Below are 17973 nucleotides of genomic sequence, written 5' to 3'. Positions count from 1 at the left end.
TTTTCCGCGCAGGTTTTTTTATGCCATCGGAGATAGAACGTACCGGTGCAAAAGCTTCGCCGTATTCAGAAGCGATAATTCGTGCGTGCGTTCAAAGGCGTGTGAAGCGTCAATTCCCGGGCCGATCAGTCCGTGGACAATGTCATGGCCCGAACGGATGGCTGCTGAGGCGTCAGAGCCGTAATACGGATAAATATCAAGCTGATAGTCAATGCCATAGCGCTCCGCAAGCCCCGCCAGATGTTTTCTGAGCTGATAATGGTAAGGGCCGCTCGCATCCTTCACGCAAATGGAGACGGTATATTCATCCGTAGACTGGCCGTCGCCGATCGCTCCCATATCAACAGCCAAGTATTCGACGGTTTCAGGCGGAATGTTGGAATTGCCGCCGTAGCCGATTTCTTCATTATTAGAGATCAGAAAATGCGTCGTATACGGAAGATCGATCTTCTCTTCAGTGATGCGGCGGATTAAATCCAGGAGCAGAGCCACACTCGCTTTGTCATCAAGATGACGGGACTTGATAAAACCGCTCGGCGTAATCTGCACGCGCGGGTCAAATGAGATGAAATCGCCGACTCTGATGCCGAGATCGGACGTCTCTTCTTTCGTCCGTACAGGCTCATCAAGACGGACTTCCATATTCTCCTGATTCCGCTCTGCCTTGCCGGCATCCTTGTATACGTGCACTGAAGTCTGATGCATTAAGATGGTGCCTGTATAGGTTTTGCCGGAAGAAGTTTGAATCTCGCAATATTCCCCTTCAATCGAGTTGTATCTAAAGCCGCCGATCAAGTCGATCTTCAGCCTGCCGTCCGCTTTTATTTCCTTTACCATTGCGCCGAGCGTATCGACATGCGCCGTCAGCAATCTGTGTTTCTTGTCATCACGGCCGGGAATTGTGACAAAAAGACCGCCTTTGCGATTTCTGTAAGATGAGACGCCCCAGTCTTTTAAAAGACTTTCTGTATATGCGATAACCTCGTATGTATTGCCCGTCGGACTCGGAATCGACACCAGTTTTTTAATCAGTTCCATCGTATGTTTCATATTTTCCACAGGTCATTCCTCCTATCAATTTTATTCTTCTTAAAATATACTCTTTTGATCCACAACCCGTCCAATCTTTTCCTTCTCTTTTTTCATAAGATGAAGGGAGCATGGGAATAGGAGGGAATTGTATGATCAGCCGTAAACCGCACAAGCGGAAAAGGTGTCATAATGATTGGTTTGAAGATTGGTTTGAAGATGATTGGTTTGATGGAGACTCCTTCTGGTGCTGTAAAAAAGAAGAAGAACCATGTAAAAAGAAAAAAGAAAGAAAGCATCGTCATTCATGCTGCCATCACAGCCGTCACTGCTGCCGTCATTGGTAATGTTTCACACAAACCCGTTTTACAAATAGATGTCTCATGCTCCCCAACCAGCGGATGCTGCTTGGGTTTTTTTGTTAAAATTAGTACCAAGTAATAACATCTGGTGTTATAATCTGATTATAAAGGAGTGATTCATAATGTCAAAATCTAAAATTACAGCAATCGGTACATATGCTCCGGCACGCAGATTAACAAACGCGGATTTGGAGCGCATCGTCGATACATCTGATGAATGGATCGTCCAGCGCACCGGTATGAAGGAAAGACGCATTGCCGGCGAGCATGAATTCACATCGGATTTATGTATTGGAGCGGTGAAAAACCTTGCAGAACGATACAGCGGGACCCTTGATGATGTCGATATGATCCTTTTGGCTACAACGACGGCGGACTATGCATTTCCAAGCACCGCGGCACGCGTGCAGGCTTACTTCGGCTGGCCGCACACGGGGGCGCTTGATATAAACGCCACATGCGCCGGGCTCACATACGGCCTTCAGCTCGCAGACGCATTAATTACTGCCGGAACTCATCAAAAAGTGATCGTGATTGCCGGTGAAACATTATCAAAAGTAACAGATTATACTGACAGGTCGACCTGTGTCCTGTTCGGAGACGCTGCAGGCGCCCTATTGGTGGAACGTGATGAAGCAGCTCCGGGCTTTTTGGCAGCCGTGCAAGGCACGGTCGGGAGCGGCGCGGACGTGCTGTATCGGACGGGACTGAGAGCTGAATTAAACGGCCAGCCGCTTAAGGGCGGAGGAAACATGGTGCAAAACGGCCGAGAAGTATATAAATGGGCGGTCAGAACCGTACCAGAGGAATTCAACGTCCTTTTAGAAAAAGCCGGCTTTTCAAAAGATGATCTGGATTGGTTCGTTCCTCACAGCGCCAACATGCGGATGATCGAATCAATCTGTGAAAAACTTCCCTTCCCGGCTGAACGGACTCTAACAAGTGTTGAATATTACGGCAACACCTCATCTGTTTCTATTATTCTCGCTTTGGATGAAGCCGTGAAAGCGAAAAAGCTGTCGGAAGGCCAGACCCTGGTATTATTCGGGTTCGGCGGCGGATTGACGTATACCGGACTGTTGGTAAGATGGGGATTTTAATAAACAAAAGCATCACTCTCTATAAAGAGAATGATGCTTTTTTCAGATTGATCAATAAAACACCCGCAAGTCCGGCAAGTGAAGCCATGGCATCGTTTTACCGATCAACAGATTGAAAAACGCATGATACACAAAAGCCGGCAGCGTTTACGTGTAAATGTCATGCTGCCCGCTCCTATGCTGACAGACGCTGGAACAGGGTTTATCTGTTCGGGCATTTTTTCTACTTTAACGTGTTTAGCCGTAAAAAGCCCTTTCGGAAGCCTGAACCTCTAAATCATCTCTTTTGAATAAAAGAGGCCCTGAGCATTTGCTCAGAGCCTCTATTTCTTATGCGGTTATTTCTTCTTCCGCTTTGTGTTCTTTTTTGCTTTGTACCGTAAAGTACACGATGGTCAGTGTGATCATGACAACGGCGATGCCCAATAGAACCGATGCCTGCTGCCACATGTAGCCGTAATCGCCATTTGAAATGACGGCACGGAATCCGTTGATGCTGTAAGTCATCGGCAGTGCGCCGTGAATCACTTGATAGAATCCCGGCAGGAGTTCGAGCGGGAAGGTTCCTCCGCTTGCCCCGAGCTGGAGCACCAGAATGATAACAGCGATAAAGCGTCCCGGATTTCCCATCGTTGTCGCCAATAATTGAATCATGGACAGGAACGCGATGCTGGTAATCATCGTAAAGAGATAGAATCTCCAAGTGCTTTCCACATCAAGCCCGATTCCTTTTAACAGAACCGTTGCGACAATAACGGATTGAATCAGTCCGACGAGCAGAATGACGCTGAATTTGCTGAGGAACCACTCAAAACCGTTTCTCGGACGCCCTGAAGCTTCACTCAGAGGGAATACGACCGTCAGCATCAATCCGCCGACATATAAGCCCATAGAGAGAATATATGGCGTCAGTCCGGTACCGTAGTTAGGCACGGAATGAATCGCGTTATCGTCCGTTTTTACCGGATCGGCGATCATGCTGTACGTTTTGTCATCTGTCTTAATGTCTCCGGTTTGATCGGCCGCATCTTTCAGCTGGCTGGACAATTGTCCGGTGCCGTCTAAAAGCTTGCTTAAACCGGTGCCGAGAGACGCTTGGCCCTGCTCAATTTTGGATGAGCCGTCATGGATTTTGTTTTGCGCATCCAGCAGTTTCGTTAAGCCGCCTGACACTTGGCCGCTCCCCAACACCAGCGCTTCTGATCCTGATTTGAGCTGGCCGAACTTACTGTTGTATTCGCCGATACCGGCCGTCAGTTTGTTTTGGCTTTCAAAGACGGTCTGCGCTCCGCTGTACAATTTATCAGTTCCCGCTGTCAGCTGGTTAATCGCGTCTTGTACCGCCGCTGCGCCGTTATACAGTTTCGATGTGGACTGAGGCAGTGCTTTCAGCTGATCAGCCTTCGCTTTTACATCTTGGAGCGCGCTTTTTATGACTGACATATCCGGAAGCTGAATATCTCCGCCGGACGGAAGCTGGCTGACGATATTGTCTAAATCCGGAAGGTCAGCTTTCGGAAGCTTCTCATTCAGAAGCTGAACAAGTTTCGCTTTTTGCTCATCCGTTAAGAAATCACTGTCCTGAATCACCTTTTTGACCGCGTTATCCCGGGCATCGAGGCTGTTTTTCAGATCAGAAAGCTTCTTCTTAAACTGCTGCAATTCCTTTTCAGTCTGTTCGAGCTGCCCAACGGCTTTTTCTATATCTGACAGGTTGACTGAATTGATGGCATCTTCAAATGCCGCCGCTTTTTGCGATACTTCCTGCGCCTTGCTGTTTAACACGCTTAATCCATTCGTTAAATCCGGAAGCTTTTGCTGGAGCTGCTTATGCCCGTCAAGGCTCGTTTTCAGCCCGCTGGCCACTTGGCCTCCGCCTGAAGCAATCTGTCCTGATTTGTCTTGAATTTCGGCGCTTGCGCTCTGGAGTTTTGCGATAGAGCTGTCAAGCGTTTGAATTCCGCTTGTCACTTTTGCTGCGCCGTCTGTAAGCTGCTGCGTTTTATCGCTGATGGTTGCGGTGCTTTCAGTGAGCTTCGCTAAATTTTCCTTCAGCTTGGCGCTGCCGTCTTTCGCACTTTTTGTGCCATCGTCTATTTTCTTGGCGCCGCTGCTGGCTTTGCCGAGTCCTTTGGCAATATCTTTAAAGTTGTCAAAAATGACTTTTGCGTATTGCTCCGTCACTTCTTTCGACACCGAGGCTTTCAATTTATCGATCGCCTTTTCACCGATTGTCGCGCCGACATAGTTGGAACCGGCATTCGTATGATACTTCAGATCCAGCTTCTTCGGATTTTTATCCATTACCGTGCTGGCGTTTTTAGAAAAATCTTCAGGAATCTCGACCAATAAATAATATTTAGCATTTAATAAGTCCTTTAGCGATTGATCAAGATCGCTTGAAAAATGCCAATCAAAATTATCATTTTTCTTTAACTCTTTCACAAGATCGTCACCGATCTGAAGATGTTTCCCTTCGTAGTCTGCCCCTTTATCCTGGTTGACAACGACAACCGGCAGCTGATCCACCGTGCCGTACGGATCCCAGTACGCCTTCAAAAACACTCCGCTGTAGATCAGCGGAACGAATAATATGGCAATGATGGGGATTAACAGTTTCTTGCTCGTTATAATGTCTTTCCACTGGCTTTTTATTGTATTCAACCCTGTTGCCTCCTTCCGCAAACTGACTCATTTGACAAAACGGTCACGGCATCCAAAAAGTGAAGGATCATCTATTTAGATAATCCTTGACCAACATAGATTTCCAGCAATTCGGCGATCGTCTCTTTTTCAAGAGGCGGATGGTTTTTTTCCCAGTCAAATATCAGCGCGATGTAGAGTTTGAGCATCACAAAAGCGGTCAGCTCCGGATCGCACGGTTTAATGCTCCCGTTTTCAATGGCACATTCTATCTTTTCTTTAATGTATGACAGAATGGCCCGCTCCATTTTCGCAATGACATCCTGAACGGCAATTGTACCAATCTCGGCGTTCTCCTGAAAAATTTTAATAGTCAGCTGGTGTGTTTTTCTGAATTCCAAAATCGCGACTAGCGCCCGGTGGACATTTTCATGAAATGAAAGCTCCGGTTTCATCGCTTCGTCTGCTTGTTCCTTCATTTCTCTTAAAATAGTGGTGAAAATATCATCAAACAGCTCTTCTTTGTTTTTGAAGAACGTGTAGATGGTTCCCTTCCCCACATTTGCAAGCTTTGCCACCAGATCCATTGTCGTTGCTTTGTAGCCGAATTGCGTAAAAGATTTCGTTGCCGCTTCCAGAATGAGCTTTTTCCGATCGACGGACATGTTTCCCACCTCGTTAAATTGACCGTTTGAACGTTTTAGTCATTTTGTACATAAGATAACTTATCACAGTCGCGAAGAAGATTCAAATGTTTTTTCTCTATAATGGTGTTCCCTTTACAGAACGGGAACATGCAAAAAAAACCCCCGTTTTAAGATAACGGAGGCTGGTACGTTTCAAATAAATAAGCCAGTGAATCATATACTGCGGCTTTTCCCTGGTCGATACAGTCAGGGATGCCTACCCCTTCAAAAGATGCGCCCGTCGCGTATACACCCGGGTAGGAAGCTTTCAGCGCATCTCTGAACTCTTTGATGCGCTCTTTATGGCCGACATGGTACTGCGGCATGCTTTCGTTCCAGCGGGTGACACAGGTCATTTCCGGTTCGCCATTGATTTTCATTACTTTTTTCAAATCTTCCATTACGATTTTAATGATCTCGTTATCTGAAAGATCTACGATGGATTCATCTCCGGCCTTTCCGACGTACGCCCTGAGAAGCGTTTTGCCCTCCGGCGCCGCGTGCGGCCATTTTTTATTCGTCCATGTGCAGGCCGTGATGGAGAAATCGCTGTTTCTTGAAATAACGAATCCCGTACCTTCATGCTCCATCTTGACGGCTCCCTCCGGAAAACCTAAGGCGACGTTGGCAACGGACGTAGAATGCATGTCTTTGAGACATGAAACCGCCGGCAGATCAGAAAGCATTTTCGCCGCGGCTTTATGCGGCGCTGTCACAATGCATCCTTCCGCATGCAGCACACTGCCGTTATCAAGCCTCACGGAATATCCCTTCTCCTCGCGGCCGATATGGGTGACTTTCGTGCCTTTCATCACCTTTGTCAGCGTAAGCTGCTTTTCCAGCTCCTCCACCAAAGTTTGAAGCCCTGTCGTCAGGGTTAAAAACTGGCCCTGCTTTTTGGCCGTCAGCTGCTGTCCCGAAGGCTGCGGGCGCGATTTTTTCATGCCGAGAATCAGACTTCTGTGCTTTTGCTCAGTCTGATAGAATTGCGGAAACGTGGACATGAGGCTCAGCTTATCAATATCTCCGGCATAAATCCCTGACAACAGCGGTTCTATTAAATTCTCAACAACTTCGTCACCGACGCGTCTGCGGAAAAACTCACCCAGAGACTGATCTTCCTTCGGTTTGCTCGCAGGCAGGACAAAATCCAGCGCCGCCCGCGCTTTTCCGGGAACAGAAAATAAGCCGGTGGAAATGAACGGAGCGATTTTTGTCGGGATGCCCATCACCGCGCCCTTCGGCATCGGATGGAGCGTCTCGTTGACAAGCACGTAAGACTGGCCGGTCGCATTGTTGACGAGCAGATGCTCAAGCCCCAGATCCTTCACGAGCTGCAGAGCGCTTTTTTTCCTTTCCAAAAAAGAATCCGGCCCCCGCTCGATGATGTAGCCGTCTTTATGGGCCGTCTGAATTTTTCCGCCCGCTCTCGGGCCTGCTTCGATCAGAGTAATCTCAAGCGGCAGCTGTTTTTCCTTGATTTCTTTTTCCATGTAGAAGGCGGCGGCTAATCCCGTTATGCCGCCGCCGATGATGACCAGATGTTTTTTATCGCCACTCATTTTTATCGCCTTCTTTACCGTTTAATTCTACTTGTCCAGCTCTTTCAGCACGACCGCTGCAAGCGCGTCGATAAATTCAGGCTGTGCGTTCGGCATAGCCGGACGATAGTAGCTTGCGCCGACTTCATCGGTCACAGCTTTGCATTCGTAATCATTATCGTAAAGCACCTCTAAATGATCAGCAACGAAGCCTGCGGGCACGTATACAAATGCTTTATAAGGATGCTTTTGATACAGCTCGCGCGTGAGATCCTGCACATCCGGCCCGAGCCACGGATCAGGGGTGTTCCCTTCGCTCTGCCAGCCGACTGCGTAATCGGTAATTCCGGCGCCTTCGGCTATCAGTTTTGCGGATTCCTCCAGCTGGTCAGGATACGGATCGCCGTATTCTTTAATTTTTTCAGGAAGACTGTGCGCTGATACGATCAGCATCGCGTCATCCCGTTCTTCTTTCGGCATGGAGTCATACGTTTTCTTCACTTGGGTGACCCAATAATCAACGAATTTCGGTTCATCATACCAGCTTTCAACCGACTTGATGGTCAAGCCGCCGAGCTTGTCCGCTTCTTCTTTCGCGCGTTTATTGTAAGACTTGACGCTGAATGTTGAAAAATGAGGGGCGAGCACAAGGCTGACAGCTTCTGTAATGCCGTCTTTATGCATGTCCGCCACCGCATCTTCGATAAACGGTTCAATATGTTTTAATCCGATGTACACTTTGAATGTTACGTCATCCTGGATTTCATTTAAACGCTGTCCGAGCTTCTCCGCCTGCTCCTGCGTAATTTTTGCGAGCGGCGAAATGCCTCCGATCGCCTCATATCTGTCTTTTAAGTCTTGAAGCATATGCGGCTCCGGCTTTCTTCCGCGTCTGATATGTGTATAATAACGCTCTATGTCCTCTTCTTTGTAAGGCGTTCCGTAAGCCATGACAAGAAGTCCCATTTTCTTTTTGCTGCTCATTTTGTTAAACACCTCTTTTGATGGTCTGTCTATCTTGATTTTGACAGGAAAATCTCCTTATAACCAACGATCTGCTCAGGAAGATCGTTCCGTTTTTTTGGCTGCGGAGTATTCATGCACAAACGCCGTCAGCTTTTTCAGCGTATCCGGATTTACATCAGGGAATACGCCGTGTCCTAAATTGAAAATAAACCGGTCCGTTTTCATGCCCTGATCAAGTATCGCTTTCGCTTTTTCCTCGATGACTTCCCAAGGCGCAAGAAGAAGCGACGGATCAAGGTTGCCCTGAACCGTTTTCGTGATGCCTTGTTTTCTGGCGTCATCTATGCTGAGTCTCCAATCAAGACCGACGACGTCAAGAGGAAGGTCATGCCAATCTCCGGCCAGGTGGCTTGCGCCAACGCCGAACATGATCAGCGGAACTTGTTCTGCTGAAAGCTCCCGGAAAATTCTGTCCATCACCGGTTTGATATACGTCCGGTAATCTTCGCGGTTCAGCGCGCCGACCCATGAATCAAAAATCTGAATGGCTTTTGCGCCGGCGTTAATCTGCGCTTTCGCATAAACGATAATCATGTCCGCGAGCTTGTCCATCAGCATCTGCCATGCTTGCGGCATACTGTGCATAAACGCTTTTGTTTTGTTGTAATTTTTAGAAGGCCCGCCTTCAATCATATAACTGGCCAGCGTAAAAGGCGCTCCCGAAAAACCGATGAGCGGGACATTCAGCTGTTCATTTACGAGTAATCGGATCGTTTCCAGCACGTAAGGAACATCCTGTTCGGGATTCAGTTCGCCGAGCTTGTCAATATCCGCAGCAGAGCGCACCGGCTGATCGATCACCGGGCCGATTCCGTTTTTAATTTCAACATCCACTCCGATATAAGGAAGCGGCGTCATAATATCTTTATATAAAATGGCAGCGTCCACTCCGTACTGCTCGACCGGAAGTCTTGTCACATACGCGCACAGCTCGGGCTGATGCGTAATTTCAACCAGGCCGTACTTTTCCTTCAGCTTGCGGTATTCCGGCTGTGACCTCCCCGCCTGTCTCATGTACCAGACAGGGACGTGACCCGCTTTTTCTCCCCGTGCCGCTTTTAAAAACGTATCATTAAACGCTTCTCGTTTACTCATCTGAATTTCCACCTTTCCTCCTGCAACCATACGTTCGTGTTCTTCGCCCATTACACTATACCTTGTTTTTTCAAAATGGTATAGAATTGAGGCTTAATGTTCAAAAAATCGCCGAATTCATTATTTAAGAAGAAAAAAGCTTCGGCTGAACGTATTCCGTTCCCTCTCCTTCTTGTTTCGTCTGTGTATTATATGGAACGACCTTGTATGAAGCCCCTGAGAACAGATTGGCGTACGGAATGTCAAAGCTGCCTTCTCCTTTCACCGAATCCAGAAGCTTGTCTTTTCCGTCTTTCTTCTCATATATTCGGTAAACAACCCGATCATCCTTTTGAGCATCCCATTTTAATTGAATCGTAATCAATCCCATCGCCTTAAATGTATAACGGGCCGACAAGGACTTCACCGCTTTAAGCTCAATCGGACTGCCCAGTTCTTTCACGTTTTCAGGCTTTTTGAATGTTTTGCCGCTTTCTTCCGCTTTCGTGACGATATCTTTAAAGAGCCGGACCGGGTACTGGCTTCCTCCTTTCAGGTAATGGGTTTTATCCGTTTTGTCATAGCCCATCCAGATGGCTCCCGTCAGTCCGGGAGTGTATCCCGCAAACCAGGCATCTTTCGTGGCGCCGGGGACGCCGGTAAATGACGTCGTGCCGGTTTTTCCCGCCAGGTCGCCTTGATAGCTGCCTTGTGAAGCGGTTCCTTCTTTTACGACCTGCTGAAGCATTCTCGTCATATTCCATGCGGTCTGTCCGCTGAAGACGCGCGTTTTGCCGTTTTTAGGCCCGGATACCGTTTCTCCGTCTTCGTCCGTGATTTTCTCAATAAAAAATGGCTTCGTATACATTCCGTTCGCCGCAAAGGTATGATAAGCTCCGGCAAGCTGAAGCGGGGTGACGCCTTCTGACAAACCGCCCAGCGCAATCGCAAGCCCGTTGTCAGAAATGTTTATGCCGTTTTTATCAAGATACGATTTTCCCGTATCCACGCCGATCTGCTTCAATGTCCAGACAGCGGGCGCATTTATGCTGTATGTGATCGCGTCCTGCATCGTCACTTGCCTCTTGTACTGTCCGTCATAATTTTTCGGTTCATACCCGTCGTAAGATTGCAATTTGTCTTGAAGAAGCGAATACGGTTTGAACTTGTCTTCCTGCATGGCGGGCCCGTACACGGCAAGCGGCTTAAACGTTGAGCCCGGCTGCCGCGGCGCAGTTACCCTGTTGTACCCTTTTGTCACGTAGTCGCGGCCGCCGACCGCCGCGCGGACGCCTCCGGTTTTATTATCAATAAAGACGGCGCTTCCCTCTGCTGCCTGATCCGTCCCCGGAAAATAGCCGCTTTCCCTCATGAGTGTGTATGCCGTTTTCTGCAGCTTGGAATCAAGCGAAGTCCGGATCGTATAGCCGCCTTGAAGAAGCTGTTCTCCTGACATCGAATAACGTGATTCCGCCTCCTTGATGACAAGATCGATATAACTGTCAAACCAAGGCGTTTCAGATGTTTTCTTGACATTAAGCCCCAATGTCCTGCCCTGGGCTCTGACGGCTTCTTTGGCGCTGATATAGCCTTGAGCATTCATCATAGAAAGAATCGTATCACGCCGTTCTTTATTTTTGCCGGGATGCTGAATCGGCGAATAAAGGGATGGCGCCTTCGGTATAGCTGCCAGAACGGCGCCTTCTGCAACGGTTAAATCTTTTACTTCTTTATTAAAGTAGTAGTGAGACGCGGCTTGAATGCCGTAAACGCCATGGCCGAAATAGAGCTGGTTCAGGTACATTTCAAGAAGCTTATCCTTGCTGTAGTCACGCTCAAGATTGATGGCGATGATGACTTCCTTTGTCTTGCGCAAAAATGTTTTATCATTAGTCAGAAAAATGTTTTTCGCCAGCTGCTGGGTGATCGTGCTTCCGCCCTCCACCTTGCCGCCTGCTAAAACATCCCGGAACACCGCCCGTCCGACAGACTTCACATCAATGCCGTGATGTTCGTAAAACCGTTTATCTTCAACGGCGATAAAGGCATCTCTCACATCTTCCGGAACCTCCTGAATGGATACCGGTTCGCGGTTTTCCGTATAAAGGCTCGCGATTTCATCACCGTTTTGATCGACGATTTTTGAAGATGCGTGCAGTATTAATTTCTTTTCATCGATGACATAATGGCCGAGAAATATAATGATAATGTATCCGATTAACGCGAGAAAAGCGGTTGCCGCTGCAATTACAGCCGGAATAAAGAATCTTTTTTTCTTTTTCAGCATAAGTCACCTCGCCTTTCTTAACTTGTAGTATGGGAAATATTGTTTCGATTTATGTCAGAATGAGTCGCCAATAGAAACTTATACCACTCTTTTGATATACTAGCAAGCAGGAGGTGGCTGATATGAAGGTTTATATTACATATGGGACAGCCGATTTTTTAAAGACGATTGCAAAGAAACACCCTGGTGAGAATATGGTGCTGATGCAAGGGGAGGAAAATGCGATTTTAATCCACGAGACAAATGGAGAAACCGTTTTCCAGGCGCCCCATTCATATGAAAGCATCGACAGCGTCGGGGAAATCAAAAATCCGGGCTACGCCGTCCTCAACAACATCGCAGTTACCCAGGAAGGCCGGCCGCTGTTTGAAAATCGGTTTAAAAACCGCGCCGGCAAAGTGGAAAATGAACCCGGCTTTAAAGCCATCCGCGTATTAAGGCCGCTCGAAGGCGATACGTATGTCATCCTGACCCTGTGGGAAGAGGAAAAAGCCTTTCAGAACTGGCAGCAGTCAAACTCTTATCAGGAAGCTCATAAAAAACGCGGAACATCAGCAGGCATTGATACGACGTCCATTTTCTCCCGTCCGTCTTATGTAACCGCTTATTACGCTATAGACTAAAACCGCCGGAGATTCTCCGGCTTTTTTTGTCCCGGTTTTCCGCTTCCTTCTTTGCACCTTCCGTCCGCCTATGAATAACCTGTAGCAATCCTATTTATAAACGGAGTGGTTCAATTGGGGATCGGCGTCTACTCGATACATCTGCTTTATGTTGCTTTTATCGCAGCCATTATCGTTTTTATGCTTCTCAGAAAAGATACAACCTTTATTTCACTTGCCGGTATTTTTGTGATTGCGCTATGGACGACGCATTCATTCTCCGCTTCGGTCAGCAGCCTGTTTCACAGCTTCACGTATGCCGCCGGGGAATTGCTGCCGACGATTTTTATTATTTGTTTCATCGTGGCGATGAGCGGCCTTTTGACCAAAACAGGTATTAATGAAGCGATGATTTCTCCATTTGCGAAGCTGATGAAAGGCCCGGCTGTCGCGTATTGGGTCATCGGCGGCCTGATGTTTGCCATCTCTCTTTTTTTCTGGCCGTCACCCGGGGTGGCGCTGATCGGCGCAGTGCTGCTTCCCGCTGCGATCCGGGCGGGTCTTTCTCCGATCGCCGCAGCAATGGCGATGAACCTGTTCGGCCACGGATTCGCTTTATCAGGTGATTACGTCATTCAGGCGGCGCCGAAATTGACAGCCGATGCCGCGGGAGTTCCTGTGGGCGATGTCATGCAGGCAAGTATTCCGCTCGTTTTGATCATGGGGTTAACGACGACAGTCACCGCTTTTTTTCTCATCATGCGGGAACGAAAAAAAAAGCCGGCCCCCCTCTCCTTTGACAGCTCCGGTTCTTTGGACACAAGTATGTATCTTCCGAAAAAACTCAGGGTGATCCTGGCGGTTTGCATTCCGATTGTTTTTCTTGCCGATATTATTTGCATGCTCGTATACCGCCTGCAAGGAAATGACGCGACGGCACTCGTCGGGGGGACTGCGATCGGCATCCTCCTGATCATTCATTTCATTGTTCATAAGCAGCGGCATTTAGAAAAGATCACTGAGTATTTTATCAGCGGTTTTCAATTCGGCTTTAAAGTATTCGGCCCCGTCATTCCGATCGCGGCTTTCTTTTATCTCGGTGACGCGGGGTTTAAAAGTATTTTGAACACCTCTTTGCCGCAGGGATCTGCGGGGATCGTCAATGACCTCGGGCTGGCGCTGTCCCATTCCTTTCCGATGTCCGGGGAATTCGCCGGCATCGCCCTCACCGCAGTCGGTGCGATTACAGGGCTTGACGGTTCTGGCTTTTCCGGTATTTCTCTTGCAGGCTCGATGGCAAAACTATTTTCCGCCGCGCTTCATACGGACCCGGCCGTTTTAACGGCGCTGGGGCAGATTGCAGCAATCTGGGTCGGGGGCGGAACATTGGTCCCTTGGGCGCTTATCCCCGCTGCGGCTATTTGTAAAGTTGATCCGTTTGAGCTTGCCAGGAAAAACTTTATTCCGGTGGCGGCCGGACTTGTTGTCACAACGATCGCCGCCATCATCATTCTCCCTTAGCAAAATGATTGAAATCTTCTGACATTTTCTATACAATCAGGGAAAAGCAGACGAGGGGGCATCGCTTTGACATTAACGACACTTCAAAAAAGCTTATACGCCGAGCTTGACGGCCTGTATGAGGAAATGGTTGAAATCAGGCGTCACCTTCACATGAACCCCGAGCTTTCCTTTAAAGAGAAAAAAACACCGGCGTTCATCGCATCGTTTTACGAAAAACTCGGTGTTCCCATCCGGACGAATGTCGGAGGAAACGGTGTCACAGCCTATATCGAAGGCAGTGAACCGGGACCGGCTGTCGCGCTCAGGGCTGATTTTGATGCTTTGCCTATACAGGATGAAAAAGATGTGTCCTATGCTTCACAAATCCCCGGCGTCATGCACGCATGCGGGCACGACGGCCATACGGCAGCGCTGCTTGCGGTCGGAAAAGTACTTTCCCGCAACCGGGAAAAACTGAAAGGGTCATTTGTGATGATCCACCAGCACGCCGAAGAATTATCTCCCGGAGGAGCAAAATCAATGATTGAAGACGGCTGCCTCGAACATGTCGATGCCATTTTCGGCACGCACCTTTGGGCGACTGAACCCGTCGGAACGGTTTTATGCCGCCCGGGCGCAGTGATGGCCGCCGCTGACGGATTTACGATTAAAGTCATCGGAAAAGGCGGTCACGGCGCGATTCCTCACGATACGAAGGACGCCGTTTTAATCGGCTCACAAATCGTCACCGCCCTTCAGCATATTGTGAGCCGTCGGGTAAACCCTATGCACCCGGCCGTCATCTCAGCCGGCTCGTTCGTCGCTGAAAATCCGTTTAATGCGATTGCGGATCACGCAGTCATTACCGGCACCGTCCGCTCGTTTGACGAAGAGGTGCGCAGTCTGCTCGAAGCAGAAATAGAAGCCGTCGTCAAAGGAATCTGCGCCATGCACTCCGCTTCTTATGAATATCGTTTCAAACGCGGCTATCCCGCCGTCGTGAATCACCCTGAGGAAGCGGCTCACGCGGCTGCTGCCGCAGCGGAAACAGACGGCGTCACAAAAGTCGTTGAAGGAGAGCCGCAGATGGCGGGAGAGGATTTTTCATATTATCTGCAGCATACGAAAGGCGCATTTTTCTTTACGGGCGCCGCTTTAGAAAATGCGGAATCTATTTATCCTCATCATCACCCGAAATTTGATTTTAATGAAAAAGCGATGCTGACGGCCGCCAAGGTGCTTATCGGCGCCGCGGTGAGCTACCGCCGCTAGGTCATAAAAAAACAGCCGGTACATTACGTACCGGCTGCTGTGATTCTTAAATGAAAGACATGCCTTGCCGTCTCGCCGAGCTGTGACAGCAGTTTATAATTGGCCGCTCCGCCCACGGCTGCTCCGACGACCGGCAAAAGCTGAAACAATTTCACCACGTCCAGATAATCGCGGTATTCCTGCTGAAAAACTCTCCAATCCACATCATGCTTTTTTGAATCCCAATGTTCAATAATCGAGTATATATGTTTCCGCTGTTCACCGCTTGAGAAAGCAAGCTGAAAAATAAACAGCAAAAACAATCGTTCATCTCTATCTCTCACATCAAAGCCGTAAATGAAGGCAAGATCGAACAGGCATTTCATTTTAATGGACAACAGCAAAGGAAAATCAGCCATTCCTAAAAAAATTCCGCCAGCCCCCGTACCGATACCCTCGGCTGCCGCGACCTTCTGGTATGATGCGATGGTCTGTCTGGCCAGGGCATCTTTCTCTGAAAGTGTCATACCGTTTGTATCCCGATTGCTTTTTACCAGATTTGAACCCGCCATTGTTGCTTCGGTCATTTTTTTAATGCTTTCTGTGATAACGGCATGAATTTTTTCGGGAATCCGCTCATTTATTTTCGCCTGCATTCCTTTAGAAAAACGTTCAAGCATCGAATCCTTACGCAAAAAACGCGCTTTCCATTGCAAGGCTTCATGTATCAGCTGCTGATCGCCGGTCATCTGCGTCTCCTTCTTTCGCTAAAGGTTTCAAAAACCCGATTGATTACAGCTTGCCGTATTTTTTCAATCTGCCGCCCATATACGAAGGCATAATCACAAAGATCAGAACGGCTGAAGCGATGGCGGCATAAAGCGCCCCGCTGACTCCCGCGGCATAGGCCGATGCTGCCGAGAACAGCAATGCCTGCACGGTTAATGCCGATTTCATCAGGGAAAAGAAACTTTGCAGCTTCGCTTTCTGATTGACCGGGTAAAGCTCCTGTAAAGAAAGATGATGAAAATGCCCGAACAGCGGCAAAAGCTGTATCCCCGTAATAAAGATTGTAAATACGGTTAACGCCGCCGTTATCCACGGATTGGCGGAAACGAGCATAATTATCAGAATAAAAATAATCGTGAGCCTGACCTGAATGCCGAGATAATCATTTGAACGAAGAAAGGCCCGCGCATACATATAGGAGAACGTTTTCCGCTGTTCAAACGGAATCATTCTGAGCAAGAAGTCGAGATACGCCCGGCGTTTAGCCTGTTTCTTCAGATGAGGCACATCGGTAAACAGATTGGCGATTCTGTAAAACCGCTGCTTCCTTCTTAATTCATATTCAATATGAGCTTCCCATTTTAACGATTTATGTTTCGCGGCAGATGTGAAATACACATAAAGACCGGCCATCACAATGTAGACGGCGGCTGCGTACAGATAAAACGATTGTAAAATGAAGTATAAAAGCAGCATATTACAGATAAAGCGTATGACCGCATCCGTCATTTTCATGCTTCTGTCATTCATAAATGTCATCCGCCACTCCATGGCCTGATTCCATGCTTTTACGGCCAGCATCTGAATAAAAACGGCGGCATACGACGTAAGCGACGCTCCCGGACTTACAGCGAAAAACAGAGGCATGCACACAAGCGACAGAGCGAAAAGCGGAAACAGCTGTGACAGATAGCTGTATTTGAATGAATGTTTAAAGTAAGTCCCCATTTTCGGTTCAAGCGGGAGCAGGAACACGAGATCCGCTTCCTTTAACAGCGTCCGGACGTATGAGCCCGTCAGCACAAATGAAAAGAGCACCGCCATCACCCAAAATGACGGGAAATGATCGGGAATGTCTTTGACCCATTTGCTGTACCAGCTCGCCGCGCCGGCGATAAAAAAGATCAGCACAATGACGAGATGATCATTGAGCATATATTTCATATACATTCTTGTTTCCTTTATATGCTCCTCAAGCCGGGACTGCCAAATATTAGATATATTATTCATGGCCGGCGTCTTCCTTCGTCAATTCAATATACAAGTCATCAAGAGCGGCGTCTTTCATGCCGAACTGCTCTCTCAGTTCTTCCAGTGTGCCGCTTGCCCGCACTTCGCCGTTATGTAAAATGATGAAAGCGTCGCAGTAGCGCTCTGCCGTAGCCAGTATATGCGTTGACATCAGCACGCTTGATCCGGCTTTTTTCGCGGCGTCCATCCGCTCCAGCAAAGCATTGATCGCAAGCGGGTCAAGCCCGAGAAACGGCTCGTCAATGATATAAAGCGAAGGCTCTGCGAGAAACGCGCACATGATCATGACTTTCTGCTTCATCCCTTTGGAAAAGTGAGCGGGAAACCATTTCAGCCTTTTTTCCATTCTGAATTCCTTCAGAAGCGGAGGAAGCCTTTTTTCAAGCGTTTCTTTGGAAAGACCATACGCCATGGCCGTCAGCTCCAAATGCTCCTTGAGCGTCAGTTCTTCATACAGCACCGGTGTTTCGGGAATGTACGTAAATTGCGAACGGTAGCTTTCCTTATCCTCCGAAAACGTCTTGCCGTTCAGCTCGATCGAGCCTTTATGCGGGTCCATTAAACCGATAATATGCCGGATCGTCGTGCTTTTGCCCGCGCCGTTTAATCCGATGAGCCCGACGATCTGGTTCGGCTCAAGGGTGAATGAAACATTTTTTAAAACCGGGTTTCTCGTATAACCGCCGGTTAAGTCTTTTACCGATAGCAGAGACATAATTTCTCCCCTTCTGATTCGTTTTTCTTCATAGTACCAAAAATAAAGGCTGATTTGAAACGATTCCCTTTTTTTCTCACGTGAAAAGCGTGCATAGTTATCGTGATGGCGGAC

General features: G+C 48.2%; 15 protein-coding genes. 5 read left to right on the top strand and 10 right to left on the bottom strand.

Features of this window, described 5'->3' with window-relative positions; translation table 11 throughout:
• Positions 1–18: 18 nt before the first annotated feature.
• The gene (locus tag QRX25_RS05035; RefSeq protein ID WP_373418730.1) at positions 19–1050 is read right to left on the bottom strand and encodes a M42 family metallopeptidase; all 1032 of its coding nucleotides are present in this window, start codon (positions 1048–1050) and stop codon (positions 19–21) included.
• Between the two features lie 171 nt (positions 1051–1221).
• Here QRX25_RS05035 and QRX25_RS05030 point away from each other — a divergent pair, with 171 nt between their 5' ends.
• A complete protein-coding gene (locus QRX25_RS05030; RefSeq protein WP_065981091.1) occupies positions 1222–1470 on the top strand; it encodes a hypothetical protein in 249 nt (82 codons plus the stop codon).
• A gap of 43 nt (positions 1471–1513) precedes the next feature.
• On the top strand, positions 1514–2491 hold the full coding sequence (gene fabHB / locus QRX25_RS05025) for a beta-ketoacyl-ACP synthase III FabHB (protein WP_115997912.1): 978 nt from the start codon (positions 1514–1516) through the stop codon (positions 2489–2491).
• Between the two features lie 330 nt (positions 2492–2821).
• Here the strand turns inward: fabHB and QRX25_RS05020 are convergent, their stop codons facing one another.
• The 6 genes from QRX25_RS05020 to QRX25_RS04995 all read right to left on the bottom strand — a co-directional run bounded on the left by QRX25_RS05020 (position 2822) and on the right by QRX25_RS04995 (position 11748).
• Complete coding sequence (locus tag QRX25_RS05020; protein WP_212100842.1) at positions 2822–5155, bottom strand: YhgE/Pip domain-containing protein; 2334 nt, start codon at positions 5153–5155, stop codon at positions 2822–2824.
• 71 nt (positions 5156–5226) lie between these two features.
• On the bottom strand, positions 5227–5799 hold the full coding sequence (locus QRX25_RS05015) for a TetR/AcrR family transcriptional regulator (RefSeq protein WP_065981088.1): 573 nt from the start codon (positions 5797–5799) through the stop codon (positions 5227–5229).
• A 149-nt stretch (positions 5800–5948) separates the two neighbouring features.
• On the bottom strand, positions 5949–7382 hold the full coding sequence (gene hemY, locus QRX25_RS05010) for a protoporphyrinogen oxidase (RefSeq protein ID WP_065981087.1): 1434 nt from the start codon (positions 7380–7382) through the stop codon (positions 5949–5951).
• A 27-nt stretch (positions 7383–7409) separates the two neighbouring features.
• On the bottom strand, positions 7410–8345 hold the full coding sequence (gene hemH / locus QRX25_RS05005; RefSeq protein ID WP_065521752.1) for a ferrochelatase: 936 nt from the start codon (positions 8343–8345) through the stop codon (positions 7410–7412).
• Positions 8346–8420: 75 nt separating this feature from the next.
• A complete protein-coding gene (gene hemE, locus QRX25_RS05000) occupies positions 8421–9482 on the bottom strand; it encodes a uroporphyrinogen decarboxylase (protein ID WP_065521807.1) in 1062 nt (353 codons plus the stop codon).
• Between the two features lie 124 nt (positions 9483–9606).
• The gene (locus tag QRX25_RS04995; protein WP_212100839.1) at positions 9607–11748 is read right to left on the bottom strand and encodes a transglycosylase domain-containing protein; all 2142 of its coding nucleotides are present in this window, start codon (positions 11746–11748) and stop codon (positions 9607–9609) included.
• Positions 11749–11870: 122 nt separating this feature from the next.
• On the opposite strand from QRX25_RS04995, the gene hmoB reads away from it, so the two are divergent.
• The 3 genes from hmoB (at position 11871) to QRX25_RS04980 (ending at position 15125) form a co-directional block, all read left to right on the top strand.
• A complete protein-coding gene (hmoB, locus tag QRX25_RS04990) occupies positions 11871–12371 on the top strand; it encodes a heme-degrading oxygenase HmoB (protein ID WP_065981085.1) in 501 nt (166 codons plus the stop codon).
• A 114-nt stretch (positions 12372–12485) separates the two neighbouring features.
• On the top strand, positions 12486–13871 hold the full coding sequence (locus QRX25_RS04985) for a hypothetical protein (protein WP_115997907.1): 1386 nt from the start codon (positions 12486–12488) through the stop codon (positions 13869–13871).
• A gap of 66 nt (positions 13872–13937) precedes the next feature.
• On the top strand, positions 13938–15125 hold the full coding sequence (locus QRX25_RS04980; protein WP_115997906.1) for a M20 family metallopeptidase: 1188 nt from the start codon (positions 13938–13940) through the stop codon (positions 15123–15125).
• Positions 15126–15148: 23 nt separating this feature from the next.
• Here QRX25_RS04980 and QRX25_RS04975 read toward each other — a convergent pair whose 3' ends face one another.
• From QRX25_RS04975 to ecsA, 3 genes are read right to left on the bottom strand one after another with little or no spacing between them, the layout of a single operon-like run.
• On the bottom strand, positions 15149–15853 hold the full coding sequence (locus QRX25_RS04975; protein ID WP_212100836.1) for an EcsC family protein: 705 nt from the start codon (positions 15851–15853) through the stop codon (positions 15149–15151).
• Between the two features lie 43 nt (positions 15854–15896).
• Complete coding sequence (locus tag QRX25_RS04970; protein WP_115997905.1) at positions 15897–17123, bottom strand: ABC transporter permease; 1227 nt, start codon at positions 17121–17123, stop codon at positions 15897–15899.
• Positions 17116–17859, bottom strand: a complete 744-nt coding sequence (ecsA, locus tag QRX25_RS04965) for an ABC transporter ATP-binding protein EcsA (RefSeq protein WP_003155231.1) — start codon at positions 17857–17859, stop codon at positions 17116–17118. The genes QRX25_RS04970 and ecsA overlap by 8 nt, the downstream gene beginning before the upstream one ends.
• Between the last annotated feature and the right edge of the window lie 114 nt (positions 17860–17973).

Origin of the sequence: Bacillus sp. L381, from assembly GCF_030284525.1 — a bacterium.
Lineage (GTDB): Bacteria > Bacillota > Bacilli > Bacillales > Bacillaceae > Bacillus > Bacillus amyloliquefaciens.
This window is presented reverse-complemented; position numbering and strand designations above follow the sequence as displayed.